Origin of the sequence: Bacillus sp. FSL K6-2431, assembly GCF_038005165.1 — a bacterium.
Classification (GTDB): domain Bacteria; phylum Bacillota; class Bacilli; order Bacillales; family Bacillaceae; genus Bacillus; species Bacillus pumilus.
Genome location: NZ_JBBOSQ010000001.1, coordinates 2,243,799 through 2,260,914 on the forward strand (window position 1 = coordinate 2,243,799; position 17,116 = coordinate 2,260,914).

General features: G+C 43.2%; 14 protein-coding genes. 9 read left to right on the forward strand and 5 right to left on the reverse strand.

From position 1 onward, the window contains the following. The first annotated feature begins 78 nt into the window (after positions 1-78). The 5 genes from MHH40_RS11155 (at position 79) to MHH40_RS11175 (ending at position 6,233) form a co-directional block, all read left to right on the forward strand. Entirely contained in the window at positions 79-1,014 is a 936-nt protein-coding gene (locus MHH40_RS11155) for a nucleoside hydrolase (RefSeq protein WP_212045735.1), read from the forward strand. Positions 1,015-1,106: 92 nt separating this feature from the next. Further along, a complete protein-coding gene (locus tag MHH40_RS11160) occupies positions 1,107-1,964 on the forward strand; it encodes a MurR/RpiR family transcriptional regulator (RefSeq protein ID WP_061410056.1) in 858 nt (285 codons plus the stop codon). A 184-nt stretch (positions 1,965-2,148) separates the two neighbouring features. Next, positions 2,149-3,693, forward strand: coding sequence for a gluconokinase (gene gntK / locus MHH40_RS11165; RefSeq protein WP_340901070.1), 1,545 nt, complete (start codon positions 2,149-2,151; stop codon positions 3,691-3,693). Positions 3,694-3,717: 24 nt separating this feature from the next. Then, a complete protein-coding gene (locus MHH40_RS11170) occupies positions 3,718-5,046 on the forward strand; it encodes a GntP family permease (RefSeq protein WP_251190606.1) in 1,329 nt (442 codons plus the stop codon). Positions 5,047-5,126: 80 nt separating this feature from the next. After that, on the forward strand, positions 5,127-6,233 hold the full coding sequence (locus MHH40_RS11175; RefSeq protein ID WP_340901072.1) for a DNA alkylation repair protein: 1,107 nt from the start codon (positions 5,127-5,129) through the stop codon (positions 6,231-6,233). 31 nt (positions 6,234-6,264) lie between these two features. Here the strand turns inward: MHH40_RS11175 and MHH40_RS11180 are convergent, their stop codons facing one another. Next, positions 6,265-7,602 (reverse strand): amino acid permease, encoded by a 1,338-nt coding sequence (locus MHH40_RS11180; protein WP_003215349.1) that lies wholly within the window; start codon positions 7,600-7,602, stop codon positions 6,265-6,267. A gap of 319 nt (positions 7,603-7,921) precedes the next feature. On the opposite strand from MHH40_RS11180, the gene MHH40_RS11185 reads away from it, so the two are divergent. Continuing rightward, entirely contained in the window at positions 7,922-9,436 is a 1,515-nt protein-coding gene (locus MHH40_RS11185) for a methyl-accepting chemotaxis protein (RefSeq protein WP_137054160.1), read from the forward strand. Between the two features lie 41 nt (positions 9,437-9,477). On the opposite strand, the gene MHH40_RS11190 is transcribed toward MHH40_RS11185, so the two are convergent. Beyond that, the gene (locus tag MHH40_RS11190) at positions 9,478-10,461 is read right to left on the reverse strand and encodes a Gfo/Idh/MocA family protein (RefSeq protein ID WP_335365493.1); all 984 of its coding nucleotides are present in this window, start codon (positions 10,459-10,461) and stop codon (positions 9,478-9,480) included. Positions 10,462-10,605: 144 nt separating this feature from the next. Next, complete coding sequence (locus MHH40_RS11195) at positions 10,606-10,965, reverse strand: MerR family transcriptional regulator (protein WP_340901073.1); 360 nt, start codon at positions 10,963-10,965, stop codon at positions 10,606-10,608. Between the two features lie 308 nt (positions 10,966-11,273). Here MHH40_RS11195 and yidA point away from each other — a divergent pair, with 308 nt between their 5' ends. After that, on the forward strand, positions 11,274-12,086 hold the full coding sequence (gene yidA / locus MHH40_RS11200) for a sugar-phosphatase (RefSeq protein ID WP_003215147.1): 813 nt from the start codon (positions 11,274-11,276) through the stop codon (positions 12,084-12,086). Positions 12,087-12,122: 36 nt separating this feature from the next. Here the strand turns inward: yidA and MHH40_RS11205 are convergent, their stop codons facing one another. Next, positions 12,123-13,130, reverse strand: coding sequence for a helix-turn-helix transcriptional regulator (locus MHH40_RS11205; RefSeq protein ID WP_106029426.1), 1,008 nt, complete (start codon positions 13,128-13,130; stop codon positions 12,123-12,125). Positions 13,131-13,259: 129 nt separating this feature from the next. On the opposite strand from MHH40_RS11205, the gene MHH40_RS11210 reads away from it, so the two are divergent. Together MHH40_RS11210 and MHH40_RS11215 are read left to right on the forward strand one after the other, a co-directional pair. Then, positions 13,260-13,967: a class I SAM-dependent methyltransferase gene (locus MHH40_RS11210; RefSeq protein WP_226804474.1), complete on the forward strand. Its 708-nt coding sequence runs from the start codon at positions 13,260-13,262 to the stop codon at positions 13,965-13,967. Beyond that, positions 13,964-15,061: a saccharopine dehydrogenase family protein gene (locus MHH40_RS11215; RefSeq protein ID WP_340901075.1), complete on the forward strand. Its 1,098-nt coding sequence runs from the start codon at positions 13,964-13,966 to the stop codon at positions 15,059-15,061. Before MHH40_RS11210 ends, MHH40_RS11215 begins: the two co-directional genes overlap by 4 nt. A gap of 29 nt (positions 15,062-15,090) precedes the next feature. Here MHH40_RS11215 and MHH40_RS11220 read toward each other — a convergent pair whose 3' ends face one another. Then, the gene (locus tag MHH40_RS11220; protein ID WP_226804470.1) at positions 15,091-16,911 is read right to left on the reverse strand and encodes an acyltransferase family protein; all 1,821 of its coding nucleotides are present in this window, start codon (positions 16,909-16,911) and stop codon (positions 15,091-15,093) included. Between the last annotated feature and the right edge of the window lie 205 nt (positions 16,912-17,116).

The window sequence follows — 17,116 nt, forward strand, 5'->3', positions numbered from 1 at the left end:
ATTATCTTCAAATCGTTGAAAAAGGTATATGCTATCATTCCCCTAACAACACTTTCAAATAAGGGAGAGATTTCAACCATGGCAAATAAAAAGAAATTGATCTTGGACGTAGACACTGGAATAGATGATGCCATCGGGATATTGCTGGCAGTGAAAAGTAATCGGTTTGATATGTTGGGGATTACAACGGTGTGTGGGAATGTGTCTGTCGATGCGGCTACATTGAATACGTGTAAAGTGCTTGAGCTGGTTGAGGCAGATGATATTCCTGTCATCAAAGGTGCAGCAACGCCTCTTTTAAGAGCGCCCCATTATGAACATCGGGTGCACGGAGAGGATGGGATTGGCGGTGCTTTAAAGGATGCTCAGCCTATGAAAAAAGCAGATGCTGGTTTTGCGCCTGATTTTATCATCGACCGGGTGATGCAGTATTCGAAGCAGGTTACGCTTGTGTTGACAGGACCTTTAACGAATTTAGCCCTTGCAGTGAAAAAATGTCCTGAGCTGATTCATCACGTGAAAGAAGTCATTTTTATGGGTGGTGTCGTTGAAGGACAGGGGAATGTCACGCCGGTTGCGGAATTTAATACATATGCAGACCCAGAAGCGGCAAAGTTAGTGCTGAATGCAGGGTTCCCTACATTAACTCAAGTGGGATTAGATGTCACGAGACAGGTCTTGCTTACGGATGAAAGAATCGATGCGATTCAGAATGAAACAGTAGCCCATTATATTAGAGAGAGCACAAGCATTTACCGTCAGCGCTATTTTGAGCGGAATGGTGTATGGGCGTGTGCCATGCATGATCCGCTTGCTGTCAGTCTTGCCATTGACAAGCAGCTCGTGAGCACACAGGCCTTTCATGTGGATGTCGAGACGAAGAGTGAGTTTTGTGATGGACAGATGATCTGTGATTTTCAGCATCAATGGGAGAAAGAGCGAAACGTTCAAGTGTGTACGGATGTAGATGCTGACGCTTTCTTTGATTTATTGATCAAAACAATGAGCGCTTAAAAAAGAAGTCTGTGCAAACAGGCTTCTTTTTTATAAGATGGGAACATGAGGAAATGTATGCGTTCACATGAATAAGGGAGGAGTGAAGTCAATTGGCTTCTGTTAGTTTAAGTAGTATTGAAAAAATACGAGCAGCAAGCAGAGGGTTGCCGCCAAAGCTGAAAGCAATTGCAGAGCATATTACGAGTGAGCCCCGCGACATCATCCATTTGTCTATCGTGGAACTTGCGAAAAAGACCGCAAGCTCAGAGGCAACGATTTTTCGTCTTTGTAAAAGGCTTGGATTTGAGGGCTTTCAAGATTTGAAGATTGCTATTGCCCAGGAAATAGACCAAACAAAGCCTAATTATGTAGATGAAGAAATGAGTCTTGATGATGATATGGCTGTTTTTATGCAAAAGGTTTTTCAGACGAATATATCTGCATTAAAGGATAGCTTTCAATTATTGAATCCAGGGGATGTAGAAAAGGCTATCCAAATCATTCATGAAGCAAAACGCTTAGAGTTTTATGGGAGTGGTGGGTCTGGCCTCATTGCGACTGACGCTTTTCATAAATTTATGAGGACAGGCATCAACTGTATTGTTCACACAGATTCTCACTTTCAAGCGATGTCTGCTGGTCTTCTTGACCGGCACAGTACAGTGATCGGTATTTCTCATTCTGGACGTAATAAAGATTTGCTTGATGCGATGAAAACTGCAAAGGAAAAAGGAGCCAAAACCATTGGCATTACAAGCTATCAGCGCTCTCCATTGAGCCAGCTTGCAGATGTCACGTTGTATACAGCAACGCAAGAAACGGCTTTTCGAACAGAAGCAATGTCCGCAAGACTTGCTCAGCTGACGGTCATTGACGTTCTATATTTTGCACTTGCTCATTTAAGGCAGCAGGAAACAATAACGAATTTAAAACAAATGCGAGAAACCATTTCACAAAAAAGGGTGTAATGATTCCAAAAATAAATTTTTCTGATAATGAAAAATGCTGATGTGGTAACGATTGTGAGCTTTTTATTGAAAATAATTTTCTTTTCGGTCGTTGAATGTCGAAAAAATTATTTTTATAATGGGATTTAGCAGGCATTCAAAAACTACATATGTGACTTCAAATCAATGATTGGGCGTGATACAGATGAAGGGGAACCAGGCGGTAATTGGTTTGGATATAGGAACAACAAGTACAAAGGCGGTTCTGTTTGGACCTCAGGGGAAGGTATTATCGAAGCATTCAGTTCCTTACGAGCTCATTCAGCCCCAGCCAGCATGGGTTGAGCAGGACCCTGAGAAGATATTAGAAGCCGTCATTGCGAGTGTAAGAGGTGCATTGACGAAAGCAGCATTTGATGAAAAAAATCTTATAGGCATCGGGATAAGCACAGCGATGCATTCCTTAATTGTGATGGATCAGGATGGAAAGACGCTAACGAACAGTATCATTTGGGCAGATAACAGAAGTGCAGAACAAGCGAAACGAATCAAATCAGATATGGATGGCTTCCACATTTATAAAAGGACAGGTACACCGATCCATCCAATGTCACCGCTTTCAAAAATACGTTGGATCAAGGAAATGGCACCTGAAGTCTTCAAGAAGGCAGCAAAATTTATTTCGATCAAAGAATATATTCTTTATCATTTTTTCGGTCAGTATGTCGTCGATTATTCAATCGCTTCAGCAACGGGACTGTTCCAATTGGAAACGCTTCGATGGGATGAGAAGGCGCTTCGTATTGCTGGAATTGAAGCCTGTCAACTATCTGAACTTGTCCCAACGACATATCAACTGAAAGGACTTCAGCCAGAGATTGCACTGCGCATGGGCATTAAAGAAGATACACCATTTGTCATTGGTGCGAATGATGGCGTTCTAGCGAATTTAGGTGTGGGCGCGATTGGCAAAGGAGAGGTGGCTGTTACGATTGGGACAAGCGGTGCTGTCCGTACGGTTGTAGACAAACCAATTACAGATGAGCAATCAAGAACGTTCTGCTATGCCCTGACAGATAAGCATTGGGTTGTAGGAGGACCGACCAATAATGGCGGGATCATGCTGAGATGGCTGAAGGATGAATTCGGGTCATCAGAGGTGGAGGTAGCAAAGCGTCTAGGTGTGGACCCTTACGATCTGATGATGGACATCGCGGAAAAGGTTCCAGCTGGTTCTGAGGGTCTGCTGTTTCTGCCATTTTTATCAGGTGAGCGGGCACCTTATTGGAATCCAAATGCGAGAGGCACCTTCTTTGGAATCGGTCTTCAGCATAAGCGGGAGCATTTTATTAGAGCTGTGTTAGAAGGCGTCATTATGAGTGTTTTCTCGATCGGTGTTGCCTTAAGAGATTTAACCGGTTCAGCAAAGGATGTCAGAGCTTCGGGCGGATTTGCACGATCTCCACTGTGGCGGCAAATTTTAGCGGATACGATGGGTAGAGAAGTGCTTGTTCCAGAAAGCTACGAGGCGTCAGCACTGGGGGCTGCTGTCCTTGCACTTCATAGTTTAGGTCATATGGAAGAGATAGAAGAGGTTCAAGAGTGGATTCGAATCTCTGCTCGTCATGAACCTAATATGAAGAACAATGAAACTTACATAGAGCTGTTTTATTTATATGAGCGCCTCTACGACAAACTGAAGGATGAATTTGATGTCATTAGTGCGCTGCAATTAAAACAAAATCGTTAAACATCAGGGGAAAGGTGGGAGAACATGCTTTTATTCATCGTGATTGCGGCGATTGTCCTTTTACTCATTCTCATTACAGTCGTTAAGTTGAATCCATTTGTGAGCTTAATTATTACTTCGATGCTAGTGGGCTTTGCGACGGGGATGGATTTGCAGGAAATCATTCAATCGATTAAAACGGGATTAGGCAATACGTTATCATTGCTGGCCATTGTTCTAGCGCTTGGTACCATGCTTGGGAAAATGATGGCTGAATCAGGGGGAGCAGAGCGAATAGCTCAAACTTTAATCGGCCGGTTTGGGACGAAGAATGTGCATTGGGCAATGATGTTTGTTGCTTTTATCGTGGGGATACCTGTCTTTTTCCAGGTCGGTTTCGTTCTTCTCATTCCTTTACTTTTTACAATTGCCATTGAAACAGGCATCTCGCTCGTGACCATTGGGATCTCGTTAATCGCTGGCTTGTCTGTCGTGCATGGGCTAGTCCCGCCTCATCCAGCGGCAATGGCAGCCGTTGGCATCTATCATGCCAACGTGGGGAAAACCATTTTCTTCTCTATTATTGTGGGATTGCCGACAGCGATTATTGCTGGCCCGCTGTACGGTAAGTGGATTGGAAAACGGATACATAAACCCGTTCCGGAGATGCTGAGAAAGCAATTCACTGAACGAAATGAAGATCGAAGGCTCCCCGGCTTTGCGAATACGATGTTTACCATATTGGTGCCGGTGATTCTGATGCTTCTTGCCACATTGGCGGACATTATCTTACCAGAGGACAATATGTGGTTCCAGGTATTCAAGTACATCGGAGATCCAATAACAGCACTGCTGATTGCAACAGTTTATTCATTTTTCAGTCTTGGCTTTATGCAAGGAATGAGCCGTGACCGGGTGCTTTCCTTTAGTAATGAGTGCTTAGGTCCGATCGCTTCCATCTTGCTTGTCATTGGAGCAGGAGGAGCTTTCAATAATGTGCTTATTGATTCAGGTGTCGGTGATTATATTGCAGATGTAGCCAAACACTCGCCGATTTCACCGATTTTGCTTAGCTGGCTGATTGCTGCAGTGATTCGTGTGGCAACAGGATCTGCGACGGTATCCATGATGACGGCAGCAGGTATTGTAGCACCAATAGCTGCAACTATGCCTGATGTGAGCAGGGAGCTGCTTGTGTTAGCAACAGGAGCAGGTTCATTAATTTTATCTCACGTCAATGACTCTGGTTTTTGGCTGATCAAGGAGTATTTTGGTATGACCATTAAAGAGACGTTTTTGACATGGACGGCTATGGAGACGATCATTTCCGTTAGTGCCATTGCATTTATTATGATCATTAATATGTTTATATAGGGAACAACAGCCTAGTTCTTTGGAATTGGGCTCTTTTTAATACCACTTTCTTCAGATTGGGGTAAAATAATGATATTGAAATGTGGGAGGTGGACACGATCGAACCATTAAAATATGTGTACAATGAATTATTTATCCAAGAATTAGCGGAGAAACTTACGCAGGCTTCATCTGGATTTGATGCTGAGCCATTCCAGCGGCTCGTATTTCAAGAGGATTGGCAGCAGCTTGAGTTAAAAGGACGGATGAGACGAGTCACTGAATCGATGCATGCCTGTCTACCAGAGGATTATGAGGAGGCAATTGAGGTACTGCGTCAGGCAGCCCCGCATTTTTCAGGACTTAGTGCGCTCGTATTTCCAGACTACGTCGAGACGTACGGCCTTGCACACTGGGACCTCTCGATCAAGGCGCTCGAATTCTTCACACCCTTTTCCACTTCTGAATTTGCCGTTCGGCCATTTCTGATTCAAGATCAGGACAAAATGCTGGCGCAAATGCTCGTATGGTCTCAGGATCAAAATGAGCATTTGCGGAGGCTGGCTAGTGAAGGCTGCAGACCGCGTCTGCCATGGGGCTTATCTGTTCCTTCACTAAAAAAGAATCCTTCGGTCACGCTGCCCATTTTGGAAAACTTGAAGGCAGACCCGTCGCGGTATGTGCAAAAAAGTGTAGCGAATCATCTAAATGATATTTCTGCAATTCAGCCAGATATGATGAAACAGACGGTTCAAAGCTGGTATGGAACCAACAAACATACGAACTGGATTGTCAAACATGCATCTCGTACCTTACTCAAAAAAGGAGATCCAGATATTATGGCGTTATTTGGCTATGGGGACGATCCATCCGTTCAGGTAACGGATTTGAAGATCATACAAAATCCTATTCGGATCGGTGAGAAAATGACATTTCATTTTACCCTACAAGCCGATAAGCCGCTAAAGCTGCGTGTAGAGTATGCCATAGACTACGTCAAAGCTCGGGGGACCCGCAATCAAAAGGTATTTAAAATCACAGAGTTTGAAACAGACGCAACGTTACATAGAGAATTCGTCAGGTCACAGTCTTTTCAAAATATGACGACAAGAAAACACTATGAAGGAACCCATACATTAACAATCATCATCAACGGCATCCCGAAAGCGTCAGTTGATTTTGAAGTGACAGAAGACAGCAGCTCATGAAAAAACCCGCCTCATTGGCGGGTTTTAGCGTTTAAGCCTTCTTTTTCATTAAGAATGAAGCGATGATGGCTGCGACTAAGAAACCGATGCTGATAATCGAGCTAGGCAAGTTTTCTTGTCTGAATAGAAACATCACAAAACTCACACTTAGTACAAGACCTGCAAATAAAGTCAAATACGGAAACAGCCACACCTTAAAATAAGGCTCCTGTGGATATTTTGGGCGAAGTTTCAGATGTGCCATGCAAATGCTAATCCAAATGAGTGAAACAGCAAAACCAGGAATGGCTAGCATATAACTGAAAATTTGCTCTGGGTATAAGTAAGCAAAGAATGTCCCGATGAGAAGAAACAGAACGGTCACCCATAAACTCAAAATGGGTACGCCTCTTTTATTGACCTGTGCCAGTTTTTTCGGACCGCCATCTGATTTAGAGAGAGAATGCATCATTCTCGTCGTGCCATAAATGCCAGAATTGGCCGCCGATAGAACGGCTGTAATCAATACGAAATTAATGAAGTGAGAGGCGCCTTGCATACCGGCTGCTGAAAAGACTTGAACAAATGGGCTGTTATTTGGATCAATTTGATTCCAAGGAATGAGTCCACAGATGATCAAAATCGGCAAAGTGTAAAATAAGATAATACGCCACATCATACTTTTAACAACACCAGGCAAGACCTTTTCGGCATCCTTTGTTTCTGTAATAGTCAGCCCGATCAATTCAGAGCCCCCATAAGAGAAAATAACAACTAATAAAGAGGCAAAGATCGCACCCCATCCGTTCGGGACGAAGTTTTGATAGTTGGTGAGTGCAGATGTGCTTTGTTCGTTCGGAATGATCCCAAATAATAGAGCTGCACCAAGAATAATAAACACAATAATAACGAAAATCTTCATTCCAGCGAACCAAAACTCAATTTCACCAAAGTATTTTACATTATTTAAGTTAATTCCAATGACTAAGAGTGAGCAGAGTAAACATAGTGCCCATAGTGGCACGTTCGGTAACCAGTATTGAAGCAGGCTGCCTGCCGCAATAATCTCGATGACACACACAGTGAGCCACATGAAACAGTAAACCCAGCCGACGACAAATGAAAAACGTTGACCAAGCGCAATCTGTATCAGGTCGCGAAGGTTATTTCCCGGATAGACAATCGCCATTTCAGCTAAGGCTGCCATCACGATGAGCAATAATAATCCGGCAAATACATAGGAAAAGATGACCCCAGGACCTGCTAAACCGATTGTATCGGCACTTCCTTTAAAGATTCCTGTACCAATGACCCCGCCCAATGCAATCATGCGAATGTGACGCGGTGATAAAAGCTTTTTTAATTCTTGTTGTTCCTGATTCGCGCTCATGACGTTCTCCTTTTTTAAAAATGCTTATGTTCCATTTTCTTTTTTCGGGACGTCAGTGTCAATATAAAAAAAGAGATTTTTCAGACAAAAAAGTCGGTTGATTCTATCAAATGAGCCGTTTTCTTCCATAAGTCCTTTCTATGACCCATCCCCAAAATCTGAAACTTCGTGAAAAAATGAACATTTGCCTTCATTCTGACATAAACAATTTTCAGTTTTTGTCGATATATCAACTGTATTACTAAAGTCCTAATAAAGAATTGTTTATAACTGTAAAATATTTCAAAAAAGCATGAAGAAATGAAAGGAGTTATGAAAGATGTTTATGAGAAAAGCAAATGATTCATCGTCGGGAACCCTTTTAAATGAGAGCAGTCGATTAGTAGAACGAATTGAGAAGGGAGACCTTTCAGCAAGAATAGATACTGCTGCATTCTCTTCAAGTCAAACGATTGAAGCAGTAGCCCAAATAAATGAAGCTTTGCAAAAGATGCAGGAAGTTAATGAAGATATTCAAATGCGGATGAATCTAGTGACAAAAGCCATTCAAGTTGGTTTATGGGATATGGTCGTGATCGCTGGAGATCCGGTCAATCCAAAAAATGAATTCACATGGACGGATGATTTCCGCAAAATGATCGGCTTTCAAAACGAGCACGATTTTCCGAACGTTTTAGACAGCTGGGCATCTCGAATTCATCCGGATGAACAAGAATATACCTTAAATGCATTCTCTTCGCATTTATCGGATCATTCGGGACGTACACCATATGATATCGAATATCGCTTGAAGTTGAAAAACGGAGATTATCGCTGGTTCAAAGCAACTGGCACGACCATTCGTGATCGAAATGGTGTCCCTCTTCGTGTGGCGGGAGCTCTTTTTGATATTCATGATCAGAAATTAAAAGAAGAAGAACTGCAAGCATTCGTGACGAGATATGATTTGATCAACCGTGCGCTTGTGGAAGCTCCTTGGGACATGGTCGTAGAGGCCGGCGATCCAGTCAATCCATACAATGAGTTCTGGTGGTCCCCGCAGTTCAGAAAAACGCTTGGTTTTACAGACGAAAAGGATTTCCCGAACGTATTAAGCAGCTGGAGCGACCGCCTGCATCCTGAGGATCAAGAAAAAGCTCTACAAGCTTTTGCAGATCATTTAAATGATCACTCTGGACGCACACCATTTGATATTGATTACAGATTGCAGAGTAAAAATGGCGAGTATCGCTGGTATCATGCTGGTGGTGAAACCATTCGGGATGAAAAAGGTGTACCTCTTCGTGTGGCAGGAACCATTCGTGACATCACGTTAGAAAAAAACAAAGAGAAAACAGCCGATGAAATGGCTTCACAAGTAGAACAGCTTTCAAGTTCAATCAGCGAAATGGTATCAGGCATTAGCTCTGTGACAAATCAAGCGCAGGAGCTGGCTGTTGCACAAGAACAGTCAACATCTGCTGCCCATCTAGCAAAAAATAGTGCAGATGAGACGAAAAATATTTCTGACTTGATTAAAGAAGTAGCGAACCAAACGAACCTGCTTGGTCTAAATGCTGCGATTGAAGCGGCCAGAGCTGGTGAGCAGGGACGAGGATTCTCGGTCGTTGCAGATGAAGTGCGTAAGCTGGCGCTTCATAGTGCCAATGCAACGGAGAATATCGAATCTAGCTTGACGGAAATGAAAACGCAAATTGATGAAATTCTTGAAAATATCTCGAATATGACAGCTCTTACGCAAACACAGGCTGCTTTAACAGAGCAAGTAAATGCTGCAGTCGATGAAGTGAATCACATGTCTCAGCGTCTTGTGGCGTATTCAAAGAGTATTTAATCGTCAGAAACCGCCCTCTCGTGTAGAAGGCGGTTTTTTCATTAAAATTGATCTGCTGGGAAAACAATCTCTGCATCTTTTCTTGCAGCATCAAGGACTTTCATCACAGAAAGACTCTCATCAAGCCATGCATAGCACTGTTCATGATTATTTGTTTCAATGATGTGCTGAAAAGCCTCTGCTTCATAAAACAGGCGGTTTGAATTTGTTTGTGCATTAAGTGAGATCACCTGGTCATTCACATGAAGCAGCACTTCCTCACAGCCATTCGCCCCATTTTTCACATGAATGAAGCCCTTTTCTCCTTGAATCAATGCAAAATTCATGCTGCTTGTATCCTTACTGCCGACACTTGTCGCAATGAAATCATTGTAGGTGAAAGTCAAAACACCAGATGTATCGATGCCATTGGGATGACGGTTTGCCTGGTAGCGGACCTGCTCCGGTGATCCGAAGAGATTCATGATGAAATGGACATTATAGATATTAATATCCATCAACGCTCCTCCTGAGAATTCAGGGTTAAAGACATTTGGCGTTTCGCCAGCTAGCAGCTGATTGTATTTGCTTGAATATTGACTATAGTTGCATTGAACCAGTTTGATTTTACCTAATTGATGAAGGTGTTTTTTGATTAAATGATAGTTTGGCATATGAACGGTCGTAATGGCTTCAAAGAGGAGAAGCTGTTTTTCCTTTGCGAGTGCGATTAAGGCTTCCAGCTCTTTGACATTAGAGGTGAAAGGCTTTTCGCAAATCACATGTTTTCCGTTTCTTAATGCAGCCGTGGCATGCTCGCTATGTAATCGATTCGGTGACGCAATATAAACAGCGTCAATGTTTGGATCTTCTAGCATAGCCGTTAAATCCGTATAAGTCGTTTTTACACCAAATTGGTCTGCGAGCTTCTTTGCCGTTGCTTCCTTTCTTGAATAGACGGCGTGACAAGAAGCGCCATCAAGCTGTTCAATCGCTTGCAAGAAGCTTTCCACAATCACACCTGTTCCAATGGTTGCAATGTTCATTCTATTCAAAACCCCTTCCACTCGTTTGATATCAAGTAAAGCTGTCTCTAGTATAACTGATGTTTGAATCGTACGCGCACTTGAGACCTGGGCGTAGAGGGGCGCCAGTGGCAAACACTGGCACATCTTTGGCAACCCTTACAATTAGTTGATGTTCGCTAATGTTTGTTTTGTTAATAATTGAATGGCAGCTTTCCTCTTCTTTAACTCTTGAATGGAGTGTTGAATATCCTCAACTTTTTGTTCGAGCAGCTGTTCAGCTTCTGTCTTTGATTGTTTTTCAAATAGCGATTTAATAATTTCACGAATTTCTTTGAGTGAGAAATCTAGCTTTCTTGCTTCTGTGATAAAGGATAGCATGAGTACATATTTTTTATCATATAAACGATAGCCGTTATGTGCTCTCTTTGGTTCGGGGAGCACACCCTCATTTTCATAAAAACGAATGGTTTCAATATGCACACCAGACATTTTTGACAATTTACCTCTAGTAAACGTAAGCATTCCCTGCACCTCCTTTCTTTGCTATCCATCATACAATTAGATTTGTTAGTTTCAAAATGTTCAGTGGTGAACATTTGTTTTATTTTCCTCATTTGAAAAGGGCAGAAACTCTATTTAAAGCAGGATGAATAGAATGCGATATAATAGAGAAGACATATGACAATTTTGTTAAAGTGAGAACAAGTAGACAGCGTGATGAAAAAACGATAGGCTAAAATAGGTAAATAGTAATGATATAACCTGTCATCATATAGATGATGGCTCAAAATAGTGCAGCACGTTTTTTGCTGAGAAAAGGGGACCAGTGAATGTATAAATTAGTTGCAATTGATATGGATGGTACGTTATTAAATGATCAACATATGGTGCCGGATGAGGTGTTTGAAGCCATTCAACAGGCGAAAGCAGAGGGTGTTAAAATCGTATTATGTACAGGACGGCCTATTGGCGGAGTGAATCGCTATTTAGATGATCTTCAGCTCAATCAAGAGGGAGATTATGTGATTGCCTATAATGGGGCGCTCGTCCAAAACAGTCACACAAATGAAGTGGTGTCAGAACTGACGTTATCCTATGAGGATTTAACTTCTTTATATAAGCTGAGCCGTGAGCTCGATACACCGATGCATTATTTCGATTCCGCTCATTTGTACACACCGAATCGTGATATTAGTGAGTACACAGTACTTGAATCTTATTTAACAAAGCTGCCGCTTAAATATTTACCTGTTGAAGAGGCAGACCCTTCAATGAGACTTCCGAAGATGATGTATATTGATCAGCCAGAACGGTTGGAAAAGACGATACAAGCCATTCCATCTGAAGTAAAAGACAAGTACATGATGGTGAAAAGTACAGATTTCTTCCTTGAAATCCTGCATCCTGAAGTCAGCAAAGGGAATGCCGTGAAGCTTCTAGCGAAAGAGCTGGGGATTGCTCGTGAAGAGGTCATGGCCATTGGTGACAATGGGAACGACGTATCGATGCTGGAATTTGCGGGCTGTGGTGTTGCCATGGGAAATGCCATTGATGATGTCAAAGCAGTAGCGGATGTTGTGACAAAGTCCAATAATGAAGCCGGTGTTGCACATGTCCTGCATGAGTTAGTTTTAGGGAAATAAACGAAAAAGCGGTCTACCAGTGAGGTAGCCGCTTTTTTATATGTGAGAGAAAAAGTAAACAAGCATCCGCCTGCTGCTCAAATTTGTCTTTTGCAGCATCGCCTTCACATGATCATGGACGGTATGGGTTGAAATAAATAAAGTGCTGGCAATTTCCTTTGTAGACTGTCCTTTTAATAAGCAGTCGAGGACGTTCATCTCTCTTTCTGTCAGCTTGTACGTTTTTGCCGCATAAGGAAGAATATCATTGGTTTGGGCTCTCTTGATGTGAATCATGACAGCCTCTTCCTGACCGGCTGCCTGCGCTAATCGAAATGCTTGAAGCGAGAGGAACAGCCCCGTAGGCAATCTCGTCATGCTTGCCGCTGTTTGGTCGATGCCACCGTATAAAAGTTTTGCCCCTAATGCTCTAAACGGGCGCGGCATAACCGCCCTGTCATGGATTTGTTCAAAGACTTGAAACGTCTGAAGCCAATGAAGACCCGTCTCATTTCCATAAAGAAGGTTGTAATCGTGCGAGAGAATGAGGAAGCCCTGCTGCTCCGCCGCCGCGTCCTCTTCGGTATCTCTTTTCCTGAAAAGTTCATCTCTCAGCTTGGCTGCGAGTCTAGGCGTTTGTTCGATGACCGCTCGAATATCTTGTTCTTGAAAAGGTTCCTTGTTCTTTAGACGATAGAGGCTGGCAATGCCCCAGCATTCTCCTTGAATCACAAGAGCTGCCCGCAATTCATCAGACCATCCTTTAGGTAACAAAATGTCTTGGTAGCGCTCACTGCTAAGGTATTCTCCGCTTTGGACTAGGCTCGCAGCATGAACGGGACCTTTGGCTAGAGACTCATGCTGATGTACGTCCTTTTTTAAGAACTCATTTTGAAACAGCTGGTCATGAATGTCTTCAATCGGTTCATCTGTGAAGGAACCTGTCGAGAGGAGAGTGGCTGGATCAATGGTCGTGATACAGGCGGCATCAAAATCAAGGACGGTAGCAAGCTCGTCCCGAATGTGTTGTCTCAGCTGCTGAAAATGAGTGGCTGGATTGGTCACATGATCTCCTCCTCAAAAATCCCCACTTTTAGGGATCGTGTTTTCTGGTGTCTCTTTTTACAATAAAGAGGTCATACCGTTAGTGTACAGGAAACGATGTAAAGCGGAAAGGAACTGGAGGAGAAGGACATGAAAGGAAACCAGCATTGGCACGATCCCGTTGCTGAGTCATATGCAGCGACGATTGCTCATAAAGTACCCGGCTATCAGCTATTGCATGAGTTGACAATAGACGTATTAGAAACTGAATTAAAGGGAGCGGCTCCCCGCATCCTGACTGTTGGAGCGGGTGGGGGCGAAGAGATCATCAATATGCTTCAAAGAAAAGAAGGCTGGCTCATCACAGGGGTCGATCCGTCACCTTCTATGCTGGACATGGCGAAACAGCGAGTTGCACAGCTTGAGATGGAGGCGCGTGTCACATGGCATGAGGCCTCATTAGATAAGGTTTCAGCTGAACCTGTTTACGATGCAGCGGTGAGCTTGCTTGTCATTCATTTTATAGAAAAGCGCCAGCTCTTTTTAGAAGAGATTGCCCGCAGGCTTCAACCAGATGCGCCGTTTATGTTGGCATTTATACAGGGAGAGATGAAGTCCCAAGCATTTCAACAGGAGCTTCACATGCTTTCTCTTTTCATGCAGCGGCAAGGTCTAGAAAAAGAAGTGTTTACGTCCTTTAAAGACAGGCTGGGAAGCGCGACACACCCTGTTCCCGAGGAAGAGATAAAAGAGCATTTAATCAAAGCAGGATTTGAAGACATCAGACCTTATTTTCAGGCAGGAATGATTAAGGGGCTTGTTTGCAAGCGAGGTCGTAGAGAGGCGGATAAGAAATGAGATCACAGGTGATGGTGATAGGCGGCTATGGACATGTTGGACAGCAAATATGTCTTGAGCTAAGCGAAGTGTATCCCGGACAAATTGTAGCGGCAGGCAGAAGCTATGAGAAAGCTGAGAAATTTTCACGCCAGACAAAAGGGAAAGTTCTTCCCTATCAACTAGATGTCAGTGAGCCGTTATTTTCGGACTGGGTGGATCAAACAAAACTGGTGATCATGTGCCTTGATCAAGAAGACCCGTCATTTGCTGAAACAGTTCTGCGGTCAGGCATTGATTATATAGATATTTCTGCGAAAGGGGCGTACATGGAACAGATGGCAAAGCTGGATCACCAGCACACCAGTGCAACGGCTTTACTCAGCGTCGGGCTTGCGCCTGGCCTTACGAATTTATTGGCAGCGAAAGCAGCATCTATGCTCTCATCAGTGAATCAAATAGATATAGGGATTATGCTTGGATTGGGTGATCAGCATGGAAAAGCCGCCATTGAATGGACGCTTGACAATGTCCATACTGACTATGTGGTTACTGAGCATCATCAGCGTAAAAGAGTCAAAAGCTTTACTGGAGGCAAGCGTATAGATTTTGGTGTGAAACTTGGAAAGCGGCAAGCCTATCAGTTCCCCTTCTCTGATCAGCAGACATTGCCTTTGACGCTCAGCGTGCCTTCTGTGACAACAAGGCTATGTTTTGATTCTCGCGCGGCAACGCGGGCATTTGCTGTCACAAGGAGCCTTGGAATGACGTCCCTTCTCACTGTGCCGAAAATCAAGGAACGAGCCATTTCTATGATTCAATCTGCTCAAATGGGAACAGATCAATATGCAGTGAAAGTGGAGGCGACAGGAATGGAGAGGAACAAGATTCATCACGTAGCACTTGGAATAAAAGGGCATGATGAGTCTCAAGCAACAGCTCAAGTCGCCTCTGCTGCGGCAGTGCATTTATTGGGCAGGCGGTTTCAGACAGGTGTGTTTCATATCGAACAATTATTTTCATTAGCGTATGAGAATGGTGATTTTGCGTTGGTGGATCAAAAAACGAAGGAAAAGCGTGTGTTAGCGCTGAAAGCCAGCCTTTTAACGGCATAAAAAGAAGACTAGCAGGATGCTAGTCTTTTTTATGACGATGACACATCTCCTTTTTTCTTGATGCTAGCTGTAATGAGCTGTGTCAATGTATCAGAGCCTTTTGTTGAAAGGTGAACACCATCAGGCTGAAAATAAGAAGGCTGTCCAGTAGCGGCTGAATGCCAATCGACCAGGGTCACATTGGAATGTTGATCGGCCACTCGCTGAATGACTGCATTCACATCGCTTTCCCAAGACCTTGGGACTCTCGTGTTCACAAGGAAAATGTGCGCCTTTGAAAATTGCTGAATGAATGCTGTCAATGTGCCCTCAGTAAAATAGCCATTCGTGCCAAGCTCAATGATAACAGCGGCATCAGATTGATTAAATGAAGCATACTGAGGAGCGATGCTGACGGCTTCGTTCATTTGTCTGCCAACCTTTGCATCGATGGTGATTTGTGCATATGTCTTTTCAAGATTCGGCGCTATGTCCAGCATGACGGAATCACCAATAGCAAGAATTTGGTGAAACTGCTTCTGATCTGCTGCTTTCTTCTCGTGTTTTTCTTTCTTTTTTTTCGTTTTCGATTCCGTAGAGTCTCCTGCTTTTTTCGGTGCCGTCTTAATTTGTGTCACTTCCTTGGCATGTGGAGACGTATGGGACGAACTGGACATGCCAATGGTAAATAAGATTAAAAGAGCTGCAGTGATTCCAAGGAACACTTTATGAGACGTAGACCATTGTTTGAATCCCTTTTTCCAAATAGACCAAGAGGCAAAATATTGTGTGAAGCCAAGCCGGCGAATCGGCTGTTCGATGAAGCGGTAAGAGGCCTCTGCGATAAGTAAAATGGCAATGATCTGCAATGCGACACGCCCCATAGAAGGCTGTCCAATTTCAATGACAGGGGTGGTCAGCACGATGATGGGATAATGCCACAGGTAAATACCATAAGAACGCTTTCCAATCCAGACGAGCGGCTGATAGGAGAGCCATTTTCCCAATAGGCTTGCAGGGTGGCAGATGCACGCAATTAAAATCGCTGCATTAAGACAGAATAAAAGCATGCCGCCTTGATAGAGGAAACCGTCAAATTCGTCCACTGCATAAACACATAGAAGAAAAACCGCAAACGAACCAAAACCAGCGATATGTAAAATACGTCTGCCAACAGGAAGGAGCTTTTTGCTGGACAGTCTTTGCATGGGCCATACAAATGCTAGGCTGCACCCAATCAGAAGCGCAAATGCACGAGTATCTGTTCCATAATAAACCCTGCTTGGGTCCGTATCGGGTGAATAAAGGATTGCCATCCATAAGGCGGAGACAAGTGCAAGGCCAAAGGTGATCATTGGCAGATGGGATCTATTTTTCACCCATTTTAGCCCAGCAATCAATAGTACCGGCCAAATGATATAAAATTGCTCTTCTATCGCCAAAGACCACAAATTTTTCAGTGGAGATACAGCGTTGAAGCTATCAAAATAAGACAGCTGATGGAAAATGTACCACCAGTTACTGACATAAAAAAAGGACGATAAGGCATCGCCACGAATGGACAATAGTGCATTCGAACCCGCAATTGCACACCAGCTGACGGTTAAGAAAATCATCACGTAAGCAGCTGGAAGGAGCCTTCTGATTCGGCCCATCCAAAATGGTAAAAGCTCTTGATAACCCAAATCCTGCTTATGTAACAAGATCGTTGTAATCAAGTAACCAGAAATCACAAAAAACAAATCAACGCCAAGAAACCCGCCGCTCGCAGGCCCAATATGTAAGTGATAAGCAATGACCGCCAATACAGCAACGGCTCTTAGCCCATCTAGTCCTAATATATAACGTAAACGATTCTCCTTGCTGCTCATGAAAATGAATCCCCCATTAATGACAAGCATCTGTATTTAAATTAAGGAAACTAATAGATAGTATATATAATAGACGTGTATCCATATCATTTAGTTTGAGTTTTTTAATAAAATTTTAAGATGAACGGATAACATATATCACTTTATTATATTGTTACATCAATATAAAATGGAAGTGCTATCGAATTAATCAATTGAGAGATAC